The sequence below is a fragment of the Nodosilinea sp. LEGE 06152 genome (genome assembly GCF_015207525.1).
Taxonomy (GTDB): domain Bacteria; phylum Cyanobacteriota; class Cyanobacteriia; order Phormidesmidales; family Phormidesmidaceae; genus Nodosilinea.
Genome location: NZ_JADEWR010000037.1, coordinates 19751 through 37734, shown reverse-complemented (window position 1 = coordinate 37734; position 17984 = coordinate 19751). Strand labels below are relative to the sequence as shown.

Below are 17984 nucleotides of genomic sequence, written 5' to 3'. Positions count from 1 at the left end.
TCGCTGAAAGAGCGGTTTATCCTTCACGACCCGCCTAGGCCGAAACCCAGTAGCGACTACTGCGTTCGGTAAATAAAGTTGATTATTCGTCCTTCTGAGCTAGCGGAAAACCTTTCCGCACCTAGCGACCTGTTAGTACCGCCATTTGGTGCTCAGATGCTTCGTCATGTCTCTTACTCTAAGGGTTCTGCGCAACAGACCACCCTCACCGTGGTGGCCAACTACTAAATAATTTACAAACAGTGGAGTCAAACATAAAGATTTTGATCAAGCTTTTTACTCTCCTACATTTTCTAGGATATATTCTGCATTACTCTAAATCCGTAGGATTACGGAGTCCTTTGGTAACTCGTGGTTAGAACCCGTTGTAATTAGAACGTTTTGGGTATGCTTATGTCCCTAATTTTCATTTCCTGAAAGCTAGTATATGCAAATAAAGATCAGCTTTTGCGGCTTTCAGCAGCCCCCAGCTTCGTTTTTATTGACTCAAGCATCATTTTTAAGTATCTTTTTAACGCTATCATCCCCTGCTCTTACTGCTGAAACGACCCAGCGGAAGATGGATGAAGCGCCTACTTTTAAAGCCACTATGGCCCAGTGGGTAAGCCAGGTCAACCCTGGACAAGAACGTCTCCCAGAGCCTGGGCTGCCGGTTGAGCCTTTGCCTGAGGCTACGCCTGAGGAGCTGGAACCGATCGCTCCACCGGAAACGCCCGTTCTACCCGAGGGAGAAGCTCCATCCTTAGAGCAGATTCAGGTGCGCGAGATTGTGGTGACTGGCAGCACGGTGTTTAGTGCCGAAGCTCTGGATCAGGTGGTGCAAGCCTATGAGAATCGGCCTTTGAGCGTGGCTGATCTGCAGTCTGCGGCAGATGCGGTGACCCAGCTGTATCTCAGCGAAGGTTACATCACCTCGCAGGCAGTGCTCCAAGAGCAAACAATCGAAGCTGGAATCGTTGAGATTCAGGTGATCGAGGGAGGGCTAGAAGCTATTCAGGTGGAGGGCACCAATCAACTGGCTGATTATGTTCGCAGTCGAATTGGGCTAGGGGCGCAGACTCCCCTCAACCAGCTACAGCTAGAAGAACAGTTGCGGTTACTAGCCACGGATCCTCTGTTTGAGACAGTGCGAGGTAGCTTACAGCCAGGCACAGTGCCGGGGCAAACCCTGCTGATAGTCACTGTGGAGGAGGCCGATCGCTTTTCTGGAAACATTGGAGTCGATACCTTATCTCCCCGCAGTGTGGGAGAGTACCGGACCGGGGCTACGTTGCAATACCTAAACCTGGCTGGCTTGGGCGACAGGCTGATTGCCTCGGCCTACCGTTCAACCAGCGGCGGTTCGCAGGTCTACGATTTGAGCTATCAGGTGCCAATTAGCCCGACCAACGGTACGGTAACTCTGCGGGTAGCGCCCAACAACTTTCGCATTACCGACCCCCAAGAGCCTGGCTTTGCCTTGGGTATTAATGGCTCTACCAATATCTACGAGGTCTCTGTGCGGCAGCCGTTAATGCGCAGCCTGCGAGAGGAGTTCGCCCTGTCCTTGGGTTACCGCTATCGGGATGGTTCGACAGTTGTTCTAGGAACCGTCACCCCGGCGACTCGCAGTAGCGTCTTCACCTTTGGTCAGGACTATACGCGGCGCGACCCGACTGGGGCCTGGGGACTGCGATCGCAGTTCGACATTGGCACCGCCAGCGGTGAGACTAGCGGTCAGGCTACCCGAGAAGATGAAACCTTCTTTAGCTGGCTGGGTCAGGCCCAGCGAGTGCAGGTGCTGGGTCCAGATCATTTGCTGATTGCTACCGCTGACCTACAGCTCACCCCTGATCGCCTGTTTACCTCAGAGCAGTTTTTTGTGGGAGGCGGCCAGTCGGTGCGGGGCTACTACCAAAACGCTCGCTATGGGGACAACGGCCTGCGGTTTTCAATTGAGGATCGGATTACGTTAGTGCGTGAGGAGGAGGACGGGTCGCCAATTGCCCAGGTGATTCCGTTCTTTGATGTGGGCTACGTGTGGAACAATAGCCCGGTGCCTGCCCAAGCCTTTTATCAAAACTTGATTGCGGGAACGGGAGTCGGATTTTTATTAAACCCAGCTCCAGGACTAACGGCTCGGATGGATTTGGGGGTACCTCTGGTGCGATTAAACGAAGTACCAGGCGATCGCCCTTCCGGGCTCAAGGTGCATTTCGACGTGCGCTACGAATTCTAAATTCTGGCCCGCTGGGCCGTCGCTACAATCCGCTACATTTTTGAGGTCTTTATCTATGACTCGTCCAAATGCCTCTTTGATTCAACAGCTGATTAGGTTTTCTAGCCGTCATTCTGTCGCCATAACGGCGCTGGCGTTGGCAAGCATCGCGGCGGGGCAAGCGGCTCCTGTTGAGGCAAGTATTGAGCAATCAACCACTAGCGACGGCATTATGCCCCAGGTCAGCCCGCAAACGGTGTCAACAGCGGGCAGGATATCAGCAACAGCTACCAGTCCTACTATCTCAGCGGCACCGCAGTTTAGCGGCTCTAGAGAATCAGAGGTGCTGTTAGCTCAGTCTATTGAGGCGGCGGCAGATGGGACGGGCAGCGTGGTCACGCAAACGGGTAACACGTTTGATATTACTGGTGGTACTCAAACGGGTGCCAATCTTTTTCATAGCTTTGAACAGCTAGGTCTCGATGCTGGGCAGGTAGCGAACTTTCTTTCTAATCCTGCTATTCAAAATATCTTGGGTCGAGTTGTTGGCGGTGACCCGTCAGTCATTAATGGTCTGCTTCAGGTGACAGGAGGCAACTCTAACCTGTTTCTCATGAACCCAGCAGGGATTGTGTTTGGCCCTAATGCTCAGGTGATTGTGCCAGGTGCGTTTACGGCTACAACTGCAAGTGCAATTCAGCTCAGTGATTACTGGTTCAACGCTCTGGGGACTGATGACTACGCCAATCTGGTAGCTGCACCCAGCGGATTTGCTTTTGCCAATAGTTCACCAGGCACAGTGATTAATGCAGGAAACCTAAGCGGAGAAAGCGTAACCTTGCTAGGCGGCTTTGTTGTGAACACGGGAACGATTGATGCCCCCGGAGGGAAAATCACGATTGCCTCAGTTCCCGGTGAAAATTTAGTACGCATTACCCAGGAAGGAAGTTTACTGAGCTTAGAGCTTCCTGTCGAAGTTCAGGATAATTTGAACAACGAAGTACAGGCTCTAAACACGATAGAAATTCCAGAACTGCTCTCAAGCGCCAGTGCACCGCAAAATTTAGGATTAGTTGTTGACAATGGCGTAGTTAGATTAGCCATTACGAACACTATTTTGCCTACGGAAGCGGGCACTACAATTGCGTCAGGCACGCTAGACGCATCGGATGCGGCCCCTGGCGGTACGGGTGGCACCATTGATGTGTTAGGAAATCGTGTTGCCCTGCTGGATGCCACCTTACAAGCTTCTGGCAGCGCTGGGGGCGGTACTGTGCGAGTAGGCGGCGACTATCGTGGGCAGGGGACGGTGCCCAATGCTGAGCAGACGTATGTTGGTGCGGGTTCAACTATTGCGGCAGATGCGTTGGCAGAAGGCGATGGGGGACGCGTCATTGTTTGGGCAGACGACGCTACCAGGTTTTATGGCGCTATTAGTGCCGGGGGTGGTGTTGCCTCCGGCGATGGTGGTTTTGCTGAGGTCTCTGGGCATGAAACTTTAGTGTATGATGGCACCGCAAATATGAGTGCTGCTAACGGTGCAGCAGGTACTTTATTGCTTGATCCAAGAAATATCAGAATTGCAGATGAGCCAAGTACTAGTGGGGTAGATAGTCAATTACCCGATATTTTTGCGAATGATTCATTAGGAAATGACATTACCGTACGCGCTACTACACTGACTAGCCAACCTGGAAATATCATTCTTGAAGCGACCAATGACATTACTGTTGATAATGGCCTGTCACTAGCCTTTTCAGCTTGCAGCAGCCCTTCTTGTTCTATTTGGTTTCGGGCGGATGCAGACGGGAACGGAATGGGTTCTTTCCGTATGGATAGAACTCAGTCAATTACTACGCCAGGTAGAAGCTTGACGATTTCCGGGGCTGCTGTCACGGCTGGAAACCTCTCTAATGCAGATAATTTTGGAGATTCAATTCGGATCTCTTCTAACTCAACAATTTCAGTAGGAGACATTAATTCTAATGGAACAATTGGTTTATATGCAAGAGGCAGTATCAAGACTGAGTCCATTACTAATGGAGGTGGCGACGGCGTTTTCATAGAATCTCAGGAGGGGGATATTCAAGTTTCTGCGATCAGTTCAGGGCCCGGAGTTATTGTAATTGATGCAGAAGGGCTTTTTCAAGCTACGGGAGAGATAGAACGTTTTGATTTGCAAGGCTCTGCTCCTCCACCGACACTCGACCTAGATTTGCCCGAAAATGCTGATGTCAAGTCATTTTTGATGAGCCAAAACCTATTAAAAAGTAATGGCGAAATAAATGAGGAATTTGTGAGTCCCTCTGGGCATGTATTTATTGATAGCAACAACAGGTTCATCGCAAGACCTCCGAATGATATTACTCCACAAGGTTCTACAAAAGTTCTTTTAATCAGCACTGAGCCAGGTTCTCAAAGGAGGTTCGTTTTCAATGATACTTCTGGTATACCTGTTAGTATAGTTGCGACTGATAACCCGAACGCAAGGATTCAAATTACCCATTCAGGGCGGGCTGTTGAATTGGATCCTGCCAGTGTTCAAGGATTAACCTCTCAAAATTCTGAGAACATAGAATCTAGAACTAGAATTTCAATACAAGGTAACGGAGAAGGTCAGTTTGTCATTGGCCCTAGTGTTGCCAGGAGGCAAAATTCTGGAAATAATAGCTTTGCATTTCGAACTGATTTACCTCTTTTTGAAATTTTTAACGCTGAACCAGTAATTGCGATTCGAGTTCAAGACTACTCTCCGCTGGTTTTTAGATCTAACCGTTTTCCTGAAACTGTAAGTGGAAGTGCAGGAATGATACTTGTACGAGATCTTGATACTAGAATAGGGGCAGCAGTATTAGGAATAGAATATGAACCGCCTCAGGTGCCTCGTGATAATAGTATCAACCCTGAGATTTCTCTGACTAGGAACTCAGCTCTTTTAGCCTCTTCTGATAGCTTAGATAACCCTGAGGAAGAAGATAGTGAAAATGAAGATGATGTCTGTGAGATATTTGACTCTAATGAGGTATTGTCTGTAGAGGAAGTAGCTCCAGAAGAATGTCAGGCTTCAACGGCTCCTGAAACACCATCAGTTGGGGCTCAAGATGAAGAGACTCCTTAAGTTTGTTAGGTGCGATCGCCTTCCGCTAGCGATCGCCCTGCTCCCAGCCTTTCTGTCTGTGACCGTTGCTAACCCTCCAGCAATAGCCACGATTCCCACCCTCTCTCAATCGCCGCCTGCCCCACGACTTGCCCAAGTCAACCCAGACCAGCTTTATCAGCAGGGCTGGGATGCCTATCAAAACCAGAACTTTGAACAGGCAGTTGGACTGTGGCAGCAGTCTCTAGACCAATACCAGGCTGCCCAAAACTCAACTGGAGCCAGAACCGCCCGTGAAGCCTTGGGAGCGGTTTATCTCAAGCTGCGGCAGTACGACCAGGTGATTGCCCATCTTCGCCCCCTCTTAGATGTCCCTGCTGAAGACACCAACTGGCAGGGGCAAGCTGCCGCCTGGAGCAATCTGGCTCTGGCACACCGAATGACCGGCAACTATGTCGAAGCTTTGTCAGTACAGCAGCAAGTGCTCAGCCTGCGCCGTACCCACCAAGACGCCCTTGGCGAAGCCGAAGCCTTAATCAACCTGGGGCAAATCTATCAAGTCTTGGGCAACTACGTCACCGCCGATGCTAATTACCAGCAAAGCCTGAACTTGATTAGAGGTATACAAAACCGTCCAGCAGAATCAATTCTTCTCGCCAGCTTAGGGGCGCTCAATGCAGACCAGGGTAACTACGCTGAGGCCTTGGGCTACTACCAGGATAGTCAGGCGATTGCCACCTCCCTCAACGATTTGCGTGGCCAGGCTTACGCCCTGACAAACTTAGGGGCAACCTACTTCAGCTATCAGCGCAACTACGAGGCCGCCCTCCAGCACTGGAGCCAGGCGCTATCTCTGGCCGAGCAAATCCCCGATCTGTGGCTAGCCGCCAAAAATGCCTCTCATCTGGGCTTAGCCCACGAAAAACTCCAGCAGTTTGAAACGGCCCTGGGCTTTCATAATCGCAGCAGTGAACTGTTTCAACAGGTCGGTTCTAAACCAGATATAGCGATGACCCTTAATAACAAAGCCCACACCCTTTTGGAGTGGGGCAAAGCCCTAAGAACCAGCGGCGCACCGACTGATGCGACAGCCAGGTTTCAGCAGGCAGCCACAGACCTCAATGCCGCGATTGCCCTACTAGACTCCATTCGCAGTACCCTCAGTACTGACGCTGAGCAAGTTTCGGTCTTTGACACCCAAGCTATGACCTATAACCTGCTTCAGCAGGTACTGGTTGAGCAAGACCAAGAGGAAGCTGCTCTCCAAGCCTCGGAACAGGGGCGATCGCGCGCCTTCACTACCCTGCTGACTGAAAAGCAGCAACTAGATCCAGAGGCCATTTCTCTGAATCAGCTTCAATCGATCGCCCGCCGCCAAAAGGCTACGCTGGTGGAATATTCTCTGGTTCCCGACAACGAGTTTGTCCATCAGGGCAAGCTGCGAGGCACCACCGCTGAAATCTATATTTGGGTTGTCCAGCCCAATGGCACCGTTCACTTCCGCCGCAGCCCCATCGATCCTCAGCATCGGCTCGAAGATTTGGTTAAAACCGCCCACAGTGCGATCGGCCAGCGCAGCCGAGGGGGGTTTGTAACTGCCGAAGTCATCCCCTCAGAAGCTACAGAGAACTTGAAAGTTCTGCATCAGCTGCTGATCGCTCCCATCCAAGATCTGCTACCTGCAACACCTGAAGATCAAGTAGTGTTTGTTCCTCAGGGTGATCTGTTTTTAGTACCGTTTCCGGCCCTGATCGACAGCAGCGGAAACTACCTAATTCAGCACCACACTGTGCTGAGTGCTCCTTCCATTCAGGTCTTAGCTCTGACTCAACAGCAAGAAAACAGGATGAGGCGCGATCGCTCCCTCACGGCAGAAGACATGCTTATCGTCGGGAACCCGATTATGCCAGAGGTGTGGGATGCCCAATCTGGACAGACAAAGCCGCTTTCGCCGCTAGCTGGTGCTCACCAGGAGGCCACCCGCATTGCCAGCTTCTTTAATACCCAGGCCTTGACCGGAGCCGATGCCTTGGAGGGCACTGTCAAGCAGCGAGCAGGCACCGCCCGCCTCATCCATCTGGCTACTCACGGGCTGCTGGAATATGGCAATCCCCAAAATTCTGGGGTAAGCGACGTGCCGGGCGCGATCGCCCTCACCCCTGATAGCGACGAAGATGGCCTGCTTACCTCAGCTGAGATTCTGAACCTCGACTTAAATGCCGAATTAGTCGTTCTTAGCGCCTGTGATACTGGTCTGGGCGACATTACCGGTGATGGGGTGATTGGCCTCTCCCGTTCTTTGATTGCAGCCGGTGTCTCTAGCGTCGTCGTCTCCCTATGGTCGGTGCCCGATGCTCCTACGGCAGACCTTATGACCGAGTTTTATCGCCAGATACAGCAGGGCCAAGACAAGGCCCAAGCACTTCGCCAGGCCATGCTTACCACCATGGCAACCCACCCCAACCCTACCGATTGGGCAGCATTCACTCTGATTGGTGCAGCGGAGTAGCATTACATTTCCTTGAATCACCCGGTCGGGTAATGGGCTGATACCAGCGGAAAGTGCTTAAATTTAGGCACTTTTGCTCTGAATAAGACTTAGAAGTTGGTTTGTTATTTCTCAGGTCGTTACGATGACTCGCATCAATCGCCGTTATTTTCTACAAGCGGCCGCTGGGGCGCTCGGGGCTATTGGCCTCAGCCAGTTTGGGCTTGAACGTCGCGCTGTCCAATACGGACAAGCCCTAGCCCAGAGTACCCCTCGGAAAGTGGCTCTGCTGGTGGGCATTAACGACTACCCGGCCCGCGAACGCCTCTATGGCCCCGTCATAGATGTAGAGCTGCAAAAGCAGTTGCTCATCCACCGCTTTGGCTTTCACCCCAGCGATGTGCACACCCTCACCAACCAGCAGGCCACCCGCCAGGGCATTCTCGACGCCTTTGACGAGTATTTGATCAAGCCCGTCAGCGCTGGTGATGTAGCGGTATTTCACTATTCGGGCCACGGCGGCCAGGTGCAGGAATACGAGCGGATGCGATCGCTGCTGGATGCCGCCAACCGCGACTGCATTGACGCCAGCTGTCAAAACACCACCCTCGTCCCCATCGACTACAGCAGTCGGGGAGACGCTGTAGTCGATGATATTATGGGCCATACCCTGCTGCTGCTGCGATCGCTGGTGCCCACCGAAAATCTGACGTTTGTGCTCGACTGCTGCTACGCAGGCGGCGGCAAGCGAGGCAACGTGGTGATGCGATCGCGCCAGACTGAGCTGGAAGTTGCCAACGGCAACGCGCCTCTAATTACAACGTTAGAAGATGACTACCAACAGCAGTTGCTCAATCGCCTTGGGTGGAATTTTGAGAGATTTGTTGAAGCAATTAACTCCCCAGTTAGCAACGGCTTTGTCGTCACCTCGTCGCGGGCCAGCCAGCAGTCCGCCGACTACGCCTTCGATGGGTTCACAGCGGGAGCATTTACCTATCTGCTGACTCAGCATCTCTGGCAAAATAGCCAGCCGCTCTCGCTTACCCTACCAGCGGTAGCCAGCAGCACCACCAGCCTGTCGCGCTACAGCCAAATTCCAGAGTACGACCCTCAAGACATCCCTCGGGTTAGGGAAACCCCGGTTTACCATCTGCAGCCGGTATCCCCCCCCGCCGAGGCCATTCTGCTAGAGGCGACGGGTAGTAAAGCCGATGGTCAGGTGCAGTTGTGGCTGGGCGGCCTCGACCCAATCAGCTTGGAATCGTTTGACAGCAACGCCGAATTCACCCAGATCGATCAGACGGGCAATGCCCTTGGCACAATTAAACTTCTGAGTCGCAACGGCCTGCTTGCCACGGGGGAGTGGATTGAGCGCCAAACCTCCCGCAGTGGGGCTGCGCCCAGCCCCCTGCTACAGGAGCGCGTTCGCGGCATTCCTGAGGTGATCACCTTGCGGGTGGGGCTCGACGCCACCTTAAATGAGGCCGAAAAGGCGATCGCCCAAGAGCTGTTGCAAGGCTTCGGCGCAATCGAGTGGACCGGGGTAAATGTGCAGACCACCAATCCACCTCACGTGCTGCTGGGGCGCTACACAGATACCATTGACCAGCGCATGGCACTGAGCGGTGTCTCGCGGCTGCCAGCAGTGGGTAGCGTCGGGCTGTTCTCCGCCACTCAGGAACCACTGCTGCTGAACTCGTTTGGTGCCCCCAGCGAAACCGTTGAGGCAGCGCTGAGCCGACGGCTCAAAGCCCCGCTGACCAGCCTGCTGATTGGTCGTATGCTGGCCCTGATGGTGAACCAAAATGCCTCGCAGCTCAAAGTTAGCCTTGCCATTGAGCACGGCAGTTCGCGCAGTAGCACCGCCACTCGTGGCGGCAGCGACGACGCCATTCTTATTCCCCAGCAGACCGACCAGGGCATTGAGGTAATTCCCGTCGATGACCTTATTACAATTCGGGCCACCAACAGCGAGCTCACCGACCTTCACATCGGCCTGCTGGTGATTGATGCCGCTGGGGAGGTCAACGTGTTGTTTCCGCCCGCCAGCGATGACGCCAATGCCGATATTGTGCGGGCAGGTCGTTCGCTGTCGCTGCCGCGGCTTAGGGCCGCAGAGCCCTACGGCATTACCCAGGTGCTGGTGATGGCCAGCGCTCAACCGTTGCAGAGTGCCCTTAGAACCCTGCGGCGAATTGCGCCAGCGGTGCGGGGCAGCGCCAGTGAGGCCTCCGCTGAAGAAGTCATGCGCGATATGTTTGGGGCATTAGACAGTCGTCGCAGCAGTGCCGAGAGCAACCCGCCACCGGGGCCTCGGCTGATCAATGCCAACTCTGTAGCGGTGCTGTCGTTATTATTTGATGTCGTCTCCGCCACCTAGCCCTCCCTCGCTCCCTCGCTCCCCCACCCGAGAATATGGACACCGTGCATCCGCTAGAACGCTCTGCCAACGACTACCGCCAGTGGGTTAGCAAACTGGCGGGCAACACCGATGCCTGGAGCGAGGAAACGGTGCTGGCAACGCTCCATAGCCGCGATCGCGTTCAGCACCTGATCGACCAGCTGGCCGAAATGCCCGACGAAGAAACGCTGCCACCCCAGTTTTGGCTCGATTTGGCCAACACCGATGCCGATTTGGGCCGTCAGAGCGATCGCCTGCGGGCCATGCCTGCCCTGACGGGCTGGCGCAAAAGTGTCCACCCCCCTGAGCACCACTGGTGGTGGTACCCGCCCGACCCCGAGCCGCCCAAGGATGCTTTGGCCTGGCTGTGGGGCGGCCTCACCCTCGCGATGTTGACCATTAGTTTGGCCCTAGCGCAGGATATTGCCAGCCGCTTTACCGCCGATACGCCGGGAGTATGGAGTTCGCTGGGGGCGATCGCCCCGGTCATTCTGACACTGTTTGCCAGCGGTGGAGCCCTGACCAAAGTGGGCCAGCAGGCGCTAGAAAACGTTCTGTCTACCCGTGGCCCCGCCCGCAAAAACTGGGCCAGCATCAAATTTGTCCTCGCCTTTGCCCTCGCCCTGGGGCTGTTTTTCTTTCACTCCCTGGGGTTGCCCCGCATCGCCGCCGCCTATAACCAGCAGGGTGAAGCGCAGTACAAAACCGGTGATTGGGCCAGCGCCCAAAACGACTTTCAGCAGGCCCTCAGCCTAAAGCCCGATTACCCCGAGGCCCAGTTCAACCTGGGGGTGATCTATGAAGAATTTCAGGAGTACGACAAGGCCCAAACCGAATATCTAAAAGCAGTACAAGGGGGCTACCTCCCCGCCTACAACAACCTGGCCCGTCTCTACCTGCGCGACGGCAACAACGACCAAGCTACTCCCCTGCTGCTGCAAGCCCTCAGCAACCCCAATTTGCAGCAGCAAACCCCAGAACTAGAGTATGCGCTGCGCAAAAACTTGGGCCAGGTGCGACTGGAGCAGGGTCGTCTGCCCGAGGCTGAGACCGAGCTGCTAGAAGCCATTCGCATTGGCGAGGAATTTGACCCACCCCGCCCGGATGCCTACTGTCTGCTAGCTCAAGTGCTGGAACAACAGCCCGAGGGGGCAACCGAGCCTGCCGCCCCCATTCCCACCGCCCGAGAGACCTGGACCCAGTGCCTGCAATACGCCAATCGCCCCGAAGACGATCGCTGGGCAGGCCTGGCCCGAGATGCCCTAACAACCACGGAGACCCCAGACTATGCCGAGCCATCGCAATAGCCCTCAGGATTGGCCCTTGAGCCTGCGGCGGCATCAACCGCTTACTTGGAACCGATTCTGGCGATCGCTGCTCACCCTCTCGACCGCCGGAGTCGGCTTGGCGCTGCTGCCCACCGCTGCCTACGCTGGCCTAGCCCGCATCATGACCATCAGCGGCACTGTAGAGCTGCGACGCGAAGCCTGGAGCGAGTTTCGCCGTGCCAACCCCGGCACAGCATTGTACGGTTCCGACTGGCTGAAGCCCAGCCGAGGCAGCCGGATTTTGGTGATTTGCCCCAGCGGCAGTCGATGGCTCGTGCCCGCAGGCACGGAATCTGCGGTTCATAACGGCTGCCCCGGCACCCCGAGAGTAATCAAACCCCAGTTCGGCGTTGGCGATCTGCGCGGGGGCAGCGACCCAGCCACTCCCTACGTCATTTCTCCCCGACTTGATACAGTGCTCTCGCCCACGCCGACCCTGCGCTGGAACCCGGTAGAAGGGGCTGAGACCTACCGGGTCTCGCTGCAAACCCGACGCGGCCCGCTGTGGGAAATCGAAACTGACCAAACCACCATCCCTTACCCCGAAGACCAGCCACCTCTGTCTCCTGGCACCTTATATACCCTAGTGGTGGAGACCGATACAGGCGCGATCTCTACCGATGATCTTCCCGTTCTGCGGTTTAATCTGCTGACGGGCGATCGCGCTGAGGCCGCCCAAACCGATATCGCTGCCGTCGAGGCCCTGGATCTGCCCGATATGGTAAAAGCGCTGATCTTAGTGGAAGATATCTACCCCCGCTACGATCTGACCGGAGCCGCTATTGACGTCCTAGAGGAAATGGTAGCCGGGGGCTGCGAAACCGCCAAAGTGCGGCGGCTGCTGGGCGATTTCTACCTCAAAAGCGGCCTGCGCCTGCTGGCGGAGCAAAACTACGAAACCGCCCTGGCCCTGGCTCTAGCCACAGACAATCTCGAAGAACAGGTGCTGGCCCAGTATGGTCTGGGTACGCTCTATGCTCGGGTGGAGGAACCTGAGAAAGCGGTTGAATACCTAGAGGCAGCCCAGGCGGGTGCCCTGGCGCTGGGGGATATAACCCTGGCTGATGATATCGCCGCTGAACTGCCGTAGCAGCATGTCTAAAGTAACTTGTTACGAACGCTTTTCCGGAATGGGTGTGAGCAAGTGTGTTTATACTTGCAGCTACCCATAGAAAATTCCCATGCCCCATCGGTTGCCCTGGTTGAGCCTGCTGCCCTTGCCGCTGCTGCTGTGGGGAATGCCTGGACTAGCCACCGAGTTAGAGCAGGAGCTCATTGAAGGCAAATACACTGAGGTCTTTTTTGAGACGGCTCAGCCGTTGCCATTAATTAGCAGCAGCGATAACCCATTTGGACAGATCAAGCAAAACACAGACAGTGCAACTACCCGCCAAACCGAAGCCAACCGCCTTCTGGTCGAAGGCGCTGCTCAGTACGATCGTAGTGAATGGCAAGCAGCTCTAACTATATGGCAAAAAGCCTTAGAGGGTGTTTGAAAAGCTAAGGTTTGAGTAAAAAAGCTCACTCCGTGTAGGTTGCAGATAGATGACAGCAACGCCGGAGTGGAACTATGAGTAAAGACTACCCCAGCAATTTAACGCGAGACCCATACGAACTCCTGAGTGATTTACTGCCTGAGGCTAAGCCCGGTGGACGTCCCCGAAGTGTGGATTTGTGGGAGATACTCAACGCTATCTTGTATTTACTGGTAGAAGGCGTGCAATGGCAGGCGTTACCGGGCGACTTTCCACCGTGGTCAACGGTGTACACCTACTTTCGCAACTGGAGTAAGGATGGCACCTGGGTGGCCATTCATGATCATCTCCGGGAATGGGTGCGCATCGAGCAAAACCGCCGTGCCCAACCCTCAGAGGCTGTCATTGATAGCCAAAGCGTGAAAAGTGCGGCCATGGTCCATGAGGCGGTGGGCTACGATGCGGGCAACATTATTACTGGTCGCGAACGGTTTATGACCGTCGAGACGCTGGGTCTAGTGTTGTGGGTGCTGGTCACCGCCGCCAGTGTGCCCGACCGGGAGGGCGGCAAGCAGGTGCTCTCTCGGGTGAAGGCGATGGGTTCGTCCATGGAGCGTCTGAACCTGATCTGGGCCGATGGGGGCTTTAGTGGTCCCCCCTTCATGATGTGGGTAATGGATACCTGTCGTTGGATTGTCGAGGTCGTCTTACGACCGCAGCAGACCAAAGGGTTTGTCCTTCTGAAAAAGCGTTGGGTGGTCGAACGCACCTTCGGGTGGTTGATGGGATGCCGACGCTTGGTGCGAGACTACGAACGGCTGCCGGAAACGTCGGAAACCCTCATCTACCTCGCCATGATCCGTATCATGGTCAGGCGGTTGGCATAATTTTTGTCCTCGTCTGACTTTTCAAACACCCTCTTAGAAATTTCTCAAGTGATTGGTAACCGGGCCAATGAAGCCAGAACTCTCAACAACAATGGCCTTGTTTATGAATCGCTAGGGCAATATCCGGCCGCGATCGTGCAGTACGAGCAAAGTATGGCGATCTTCCGCGAGCTTGGTGATCGGGCCACCGAAGCCAGAACCCTCAATAACATTGGTGTCGTTTATGAATCGCTAGGGAATTATTCGGCGGCGATCATGCAGTACGAGCAAAACTTGGCAATTACCCGCGAGCTTGGTAATCGGGCCACCGAAGCAGCAACCCTTAACAACATTGGCGTCGTTTATGAATTGCTGGGGAACTATTCCGAGGCGCTGAGTTATTACGAGCAAAGTCTGGCAACCTTCCGCGAGATTGGCGATCGCGCTAGCGAAGCTCAAACCCTAGGCAACATAGGATTGCTGTTTGAGGCCCAGGACGACCCGGTTTTAGCCATCATTTTCCTTAAGCAGGCGATCAACTTCAGCAGGCGGGGGCCAAGGCGACCCTGGCCTCTCTCTGGCCCGTCAGCGACGGCGGCACCCAGGTCTTGATGAATGCGTTTTATAGCGCCCTGGCCACTGGCAAAACCAAGGCCGAAGCTCTGCAACTGGCGCAACAAGCCTTACTCACCGGCAATGGTGAAGCGGCTGGGTTGCCTCGCGGCGGGCTTGTGCCCGCCGATATCCCCGATGAGGTTGTTAGCGGCCTGGCCCATCCCCACTACTGGGCACCCTTCATTTTGATCGGCAATGGTCTTTAACACCTCCCAAACACACCGCCAATTCAGTCAATGTGTTAACGTGCCAACGCTGTCCATCACCAACTCTTCGCAAAGGCTCCAAAAGGGCTCTTCTAAGATGAGGAGATTTACCCGACTTGCTCAACAGAGATTTGTCTGCCATGAATATGCGCCTTCTTTTTCAAGGCCTCGGCTACGGAGTTTTGGCAGCTTGGGTAGCCGCAGGTGGGTTTGCCCCAGCCGCCGCTTCGGTAAACCTTGTTCAAACCCCTACCCTTTGCCAAAGCCGCGACCCCAACCAACTGCTTAGCGCAGGCATTCGCTATTTTGAATCAGGCAACTTTCAGACTGCTCTAGACTGCCTGGCCCCTGCCCTGCAAATCGTTGAACCCATTGCCCGTTCAGGCTCACCCGAGGCGCGTTTCGCCCTGGGGCAAATCTACTACTACCAAGGCTTCAGCCATACTGAACTCACTCACTACGCCCAGGCGCTCACTACCCTCAACCAGGCGTTGAGCATCTTTAGCGCGCCCCCCAGCCCTACCTGGCCCTACGACTCTCGAGATTGGCAAAGTTCCACCCTGCTAGAGCTAGCCACTGTGACCTCCAACGTGGGTGACTACAGTGCCTCCATTCAGTACATAGAAGCGGCTTTGCGGATTTATCAGTCCTTGGGCAATAGCACCCTGGAAGCCCAGAGCGCTGCTCTCAATAACTTAGGCTTGGCCCATAGAAACCTAGGCCAGTATGACCTCGCCCTCCAGAGCTTCCAAGAAAGTTTGCAAATTAAACGTCAATTCTTGGGTCAAACCAATGATCTGGGGGCAGAAGCTACAACCCTTGGTAACATTGCTCGTACCCTAACCTCCTTAGAGCGTTATCAGGACGCCCTACCAATTGCTCGGTCTGTGCTTACCTTTCGTCGTCAGGAGGGCGATTTATTTAGACTTTCCGTTACCCTCAACGATCTGGGCAACATCTACACCGGGCTTAAGCAGTATGACACCGCCCTGGCGTATTACCGAGAGGCCTTAGCCATGGCCGAGCAGCAGCAAAACCTCAGCCGCCAGGCCCTTACTCTGCGACGCATTGGGGCCCTGTACAGCCAAAGGGGCGACCTGGCCACAGCCACAGTGTTCCTCAAACAATCGGTCAATGTCACCGAACGCTTTCGGAAACAGCTGGTCGAGGGCGGGCTGAGTGAGGCCGACGAACAGTCTTACCTGTCCTCTGTAGAGGAGTCGTATCGCCTGCTGGCCGATGTGCTGATTAAGCAGGGGCGTATTCTAGAGGCTCAGCAAGTGCTAGATTTGCTCAAGCTTGAAGAAATTCGTGAATTTAATCGCCAAACCCGTGCCGTGTGGACCAGCCAAGGCTTGGTGTTAGATGATCTAGAGCGCGAGATTGTAGCGGCCCACAACAGCCTGATCGAGTTAGGGCGCAAAATTTTGGTCTGTGAGCAGGGGGGCTGTCCATCTGCTGAGCTAAACAGCTATTACCGCGACCAGGAGCGGTTGGTTGCCGACTATAACGGCAAGCTGCTAGCTTTTTACGAGATCATTAGCGATCGCCGCGCCAACGACCCCTACTTCCAATATCCCGATAACCTGTCCGATCGCGCCCGAGACATTCTGGCTACACCAAATACCATGCTGGTCTATCCTTTCGTGCTAGACGATCGCCTGGTGTTGCTCTGGGCTACTGCCGGCGGCATTGCTGGCCAGGTAGAGGTATCCGTTGACCTAGCCACACTTAGCGAAACCGTGTGGCAGTTTCGTCAACAACTCCAAGAGCCAGAAATATACTCCCTCGAAGCCCTGCAACAGACATCTCAAACTCTCCACAGCTGGCTGATTGCCCCCCTGGAGGCCTCTCTTCGGCAGAGTAATATTCGGGGTATTCAACGGCTGGTATTTGCCCATGATCGCGTTACTCGCTACATTCCTATGGCGGCGCTATACGATGGCGAGCAGTATTTGGTTCAGCGCTATGCCCTCTCCACCGTGTTAGCGGTAGAACTAACTGACACCACAGAGCGTTTAGGTGCTGTAGAATTGTCTCCTGTTCTAGGGTTAGGGCTATCGCAAAAAGTGCCTAACTTCACTGCGCTGCCCTACGTTGAGGCCGAGTTAGAAGGCATTATTCGAAATGCTGAAGCCCCAATTGACGGGATTTTCCCCGGTCAAATCTTTCTAAATGATGCCTTCAACTTAGATGCGCTGCGCAACAATGCCCGCAATCACAGAATTGTGCACATCGCTACCCACGCCGAGTTTGTACCGGGGCTGTACGAAAGCTCCTATTTTGTGCTGGGCAATGGCGATCGCCTGAGTATGAATGACGTTGATGCGATCGGTCGTCAGCTCCAAAACGTGCATTTGGTCGTGCTCTCGGCTTGTGAAACTGCCCTCGGTGGCCAGCGCACCGAAGACGGTCGAGAAATTGCCGGCATCAGCGCCTATTTTCTGGCCCCTAACCGAGCCAAAACGGTAATCGCTTCTCTATGGAAAGTTGCAGATGCCAGCACCAGCGTATTTATGCAGCGGTTTTACGGCTACCTAGCCCAAGGTCTGCCCAAAGGTCAGGCTTTGCAAAGAACACAACAAGACTTTCTAGACAACCCAGAAGCCATTGCCGATGATCTGCACCGGGGCGGGTTTGAACTAGCAAACTCCCCTCAGCATTCCGTCGATGCCAGCCACCCCTTCTTTTGGGCACCCTTCATCTTGATTGGTAACGATCTTTAGGTCAAAGCTTAAATCGAATGGGTGTTCCCTTGGCAGCAAAGGCCCAAAGATAGCGCTTGTGTTGAGGGCCGCGGCTAACATGGATAGGGCGATGTGCTCCATAAAAATAGAGTGAGTCAAAGGGTAGCTTCTGAGCCACAATCCAATCCACTAGGACATCGCTGGGCAAGTCAAGGACACGAAAATCACAGGCTGCCCCGAGGCGATCGCAGTAGTACCGCCCGTTTCGATTCACCTCGTGGGCCATGTGTTGGTCCACGCTGGGGGTTGCGATGCCGTGCTTCTTGCCCGTCACCGGGTCTTTTTTCGCCAGCCACCGTTTCAGCTCTACCGAGCAAAAGCCGTAGGTGAGCAGGAAGCGATCGCGCCCAAACTCATCAATTACCGGATCAACAATATGACGGCATAGGGCTTCCAAGGCCGGAAGCGTTTCGTCAGAGTTACTGGGGTACGGATCAATCTGGTCGGCGTACTTGCGGTAAGTCCGAGTACAGGTACAAAACTCGTCTAGCGTTAGGTAACGCCCCAGAAGCTGCGTGGTCATCAAACAGTTGCCTCCCCGACCTGGTTTTTCAACTTCAAGGC

At 54.5% G+C, this 17984-nt stretch carries 12 protein-coding genes; 11 read left to right on the top strand and 1 reads right to left on the bottom strand.

Annotated elements, in window-relative coordinates; genetic code table 11:
- The first annotated feature begins 589 nt into the window (after positions 1-589).
- The 11 genes from IQ265_RS27980 to IQ265_RS27930 all read left to right on the top strand — a co-directional run bounded on the left by IQ265_RS27980 (position 590) and on the right by IQ265_RS27930 (position 17399).
- The gene (locus IQ265_RS27980) at positions 590-2218 is read left to right on the top strand and encodes a ShlB/FhaC/HecB family hemolysin secretion/activation protein (RefSeq protein ID WP_194055131.1); all 1629 of its coding nucleotides are present in this window, start codon (positions 590-592) and stop codon (positions 2216-2218) included.
- Positions 2219-2273: 55 nt separating this feature from the next.
- Positions 2274-5315: a filamentous hemagglutinin N-terminal domain-containing protein gene (locus IQ265_RS27975; RefSeq protein WP_194055133.1), complete on the top strand. Its 3042-nt coding sequence runs from the start codon at positions 2274-2276 to the stop codon at positions 5313-5315.
- Positions 5299-7803 (top strand): CHAT domain-containing tetratricopeptide repeat protein, encoded by a 2505-nt coding sequence (locus tag IQ265_RS27970; RefSeq protein WP_194055135.1) that lies wholly within the window; start codon positions 5299-5301, stop codon positions 7801-7803. Before IQ265_RS27975 ends, IQ265_RS27970 begins: the two co-directional genes overlap by 17 nt.
- 124 nt (positions 7804-7927) lie before the next feature.
- On the top strand, positions 7928-10162 hold the full coding sequence (locus IQ265_RS27965; protein WP_194059755.1) for a caspase family protein: 2235 nt from the start codon (positions 7928-7930) through the stop codon (positions 10160-10162).
- Between the two features lie 35 nt (positions 10163-10197).
- Positions 10198-11490 (top strand): tetratricopeptide repeat protein, encoded by a 1293-nt coding sequence (locus tag IQ265_RS27960; protein ID WP_194059753.1) that lies wholly within the window; start codon positions 10198-10200, stop codon positions 11488-11490.
- On the top strand, positions 11471-12601 hold the full coding sequence (locus IQ265_RS27955) for a tetratricopeptide repeat protein (RefSeq protein ID WP_194059751.1): 1131 nt from the start codon (positions 11471-11473) through the stop codon (positions 12599-12601). Before IQ265_RS27960 ends, IQ265_RS27955 begins: the two co-directional genes overlap by 20 nt.
- A 127-nt stretch (positions 12602-12728) precedes the next feature.
- Positions 12729-13007, top strand: a complete 279-nt coding sequence (locus IQ265_RS27950; RefSeq protein WP_194059749.1) for a hypothetical protein — start codon at positions 12729-12731, stop codon at positions 13005-13007.
- 74 nt (positions 13008-13081) lie between these two features.
- A complete protein-coding gene (locus tag IQ265_RS27945) occupies positions 13082-13873 on the top strand; it encodes an IS5 family transposase (RefSeq protein WP_194059747.1) in 792 nt (263 codons plus the stop codon).
- A 3-nt stretch (positions 13874-13876) separates the two neighbouring features.
- On the top strand, positions 13877-14464 hold the full coding sequence (locus tag IQ265_RS27940) for a tetratricopeptide repeat protein (protein WP_194059745.1): 588 nt from the start codon (positions 13877-13879) through the stop codon (positions 14462-14464).
- On the top strand, positions 14419-14673 hold the full coding sequence (locus tag IQ265_RS27935) for a CHAT domain-containing protein (RefSeq protein WP_194059768.1): 255 nt from the start codon (positions 14419-14421) through the stop codon (positions 14671-14673). The genes IQ265_RS27940 and IQ265_RS27935 overlap by 46 nt, the downstream gene beginning before the upstream one ends.
- A 140-nt stretch (positions 14674-14813) precedes the next feature.
- Positions 14814-17399, top strand: a complete 2586-nt coding sequence (locus IQ265_RS27930) for a CHAT domain-containing protein (RefSeq protein WP_194059743.1) — start codon at positions 14814-14816, stop codon at positions 17397-17399.
- A gap of 1 nt (position 17400) precedes the next feature.
- On the opposite strand, the gene IQ265_RS27925 is transcribed toward IQ265_RS27930, so the two are convergent.
- Positions 17401-17943, bottom strand: a complete 543-nt coding sequence (locus IQ265_RS27925) for a hypothetical protein (protein ID WP_194059741.1) — start codon at positions 17941-17943, stop codon at positions 17401-17403.
- Between the last annotated feature and the right edge of the window lie 41 nt (positions 17944-17984).

Excerpts from the sequence above, each read along its gene's own strand:
- IQ265_RS27980 (WP_194055131.1), top strand. The coding sequence starts at position 590 with ATGGCCCAGTGGGTAAGCCAGGTCAACCCTGGACAAGAACGTCTCCCA.
- IQ265_RS27975 (WP_194055133.1), top strand. The coding sequence starts at position 2,274 with ATGACTCGTCCAAATGCCTCTTTGATTCAACAGCTGATTAGGTTTTCT.
- IQ265_RS27970 (WP_194055135.1), top strand. The coding sequence starts at position 5,299 with ATGAAGAGACTCCTTAAGTTTGTTAGGTGCGATCGCCTTCCGCTAGCG.
- IQ265_RS27965 (WP_194059755.1), top strand. The coding sequence starts at position 7,928 with ATGACTCGCATCAATCGCCGTTATTTTCTACAAGCGGCCGCTGGGGCG.
- IQ265_RS27960 (WP_194059753.1), top strand. The coding sequence starts at position 10,198 with ATGGACACCGTGCATCCGCTAGAACGCTCTGCCAACGACTACCGCCAG.
- IQ265_RS27955 (WP_194059751.1), top strand. The coding sequence starts at position 11,471 with ATGCCGAGCCATCGCAATAGCCCTCAGGATTGGCCCTTGAGCCTGCGG.
- IQ265_RS27945 (WP_194059747.1), top strand. The coding sequence starts at position 13,082 with ATGAGTAAAGACTACCCCAGCAATTTAACGCGAGACCCATACGAACTC.
- IQ265_RS27930 (WP_194059743.1), top strand. The coding sequence starts at position 14,814 with ATGAATATGCGCCTTCTTTTTCAAGGCCTCGGCTACGGAGTTTTGGCA.
- IQ265_RS27925 (WP_194059741.1), bottom strand. The coding sequence starts at position 17,943 with ATGACCACGCAGCTTCTGGGGCGTTACCTAACGCTAGACGAGTTTTGT.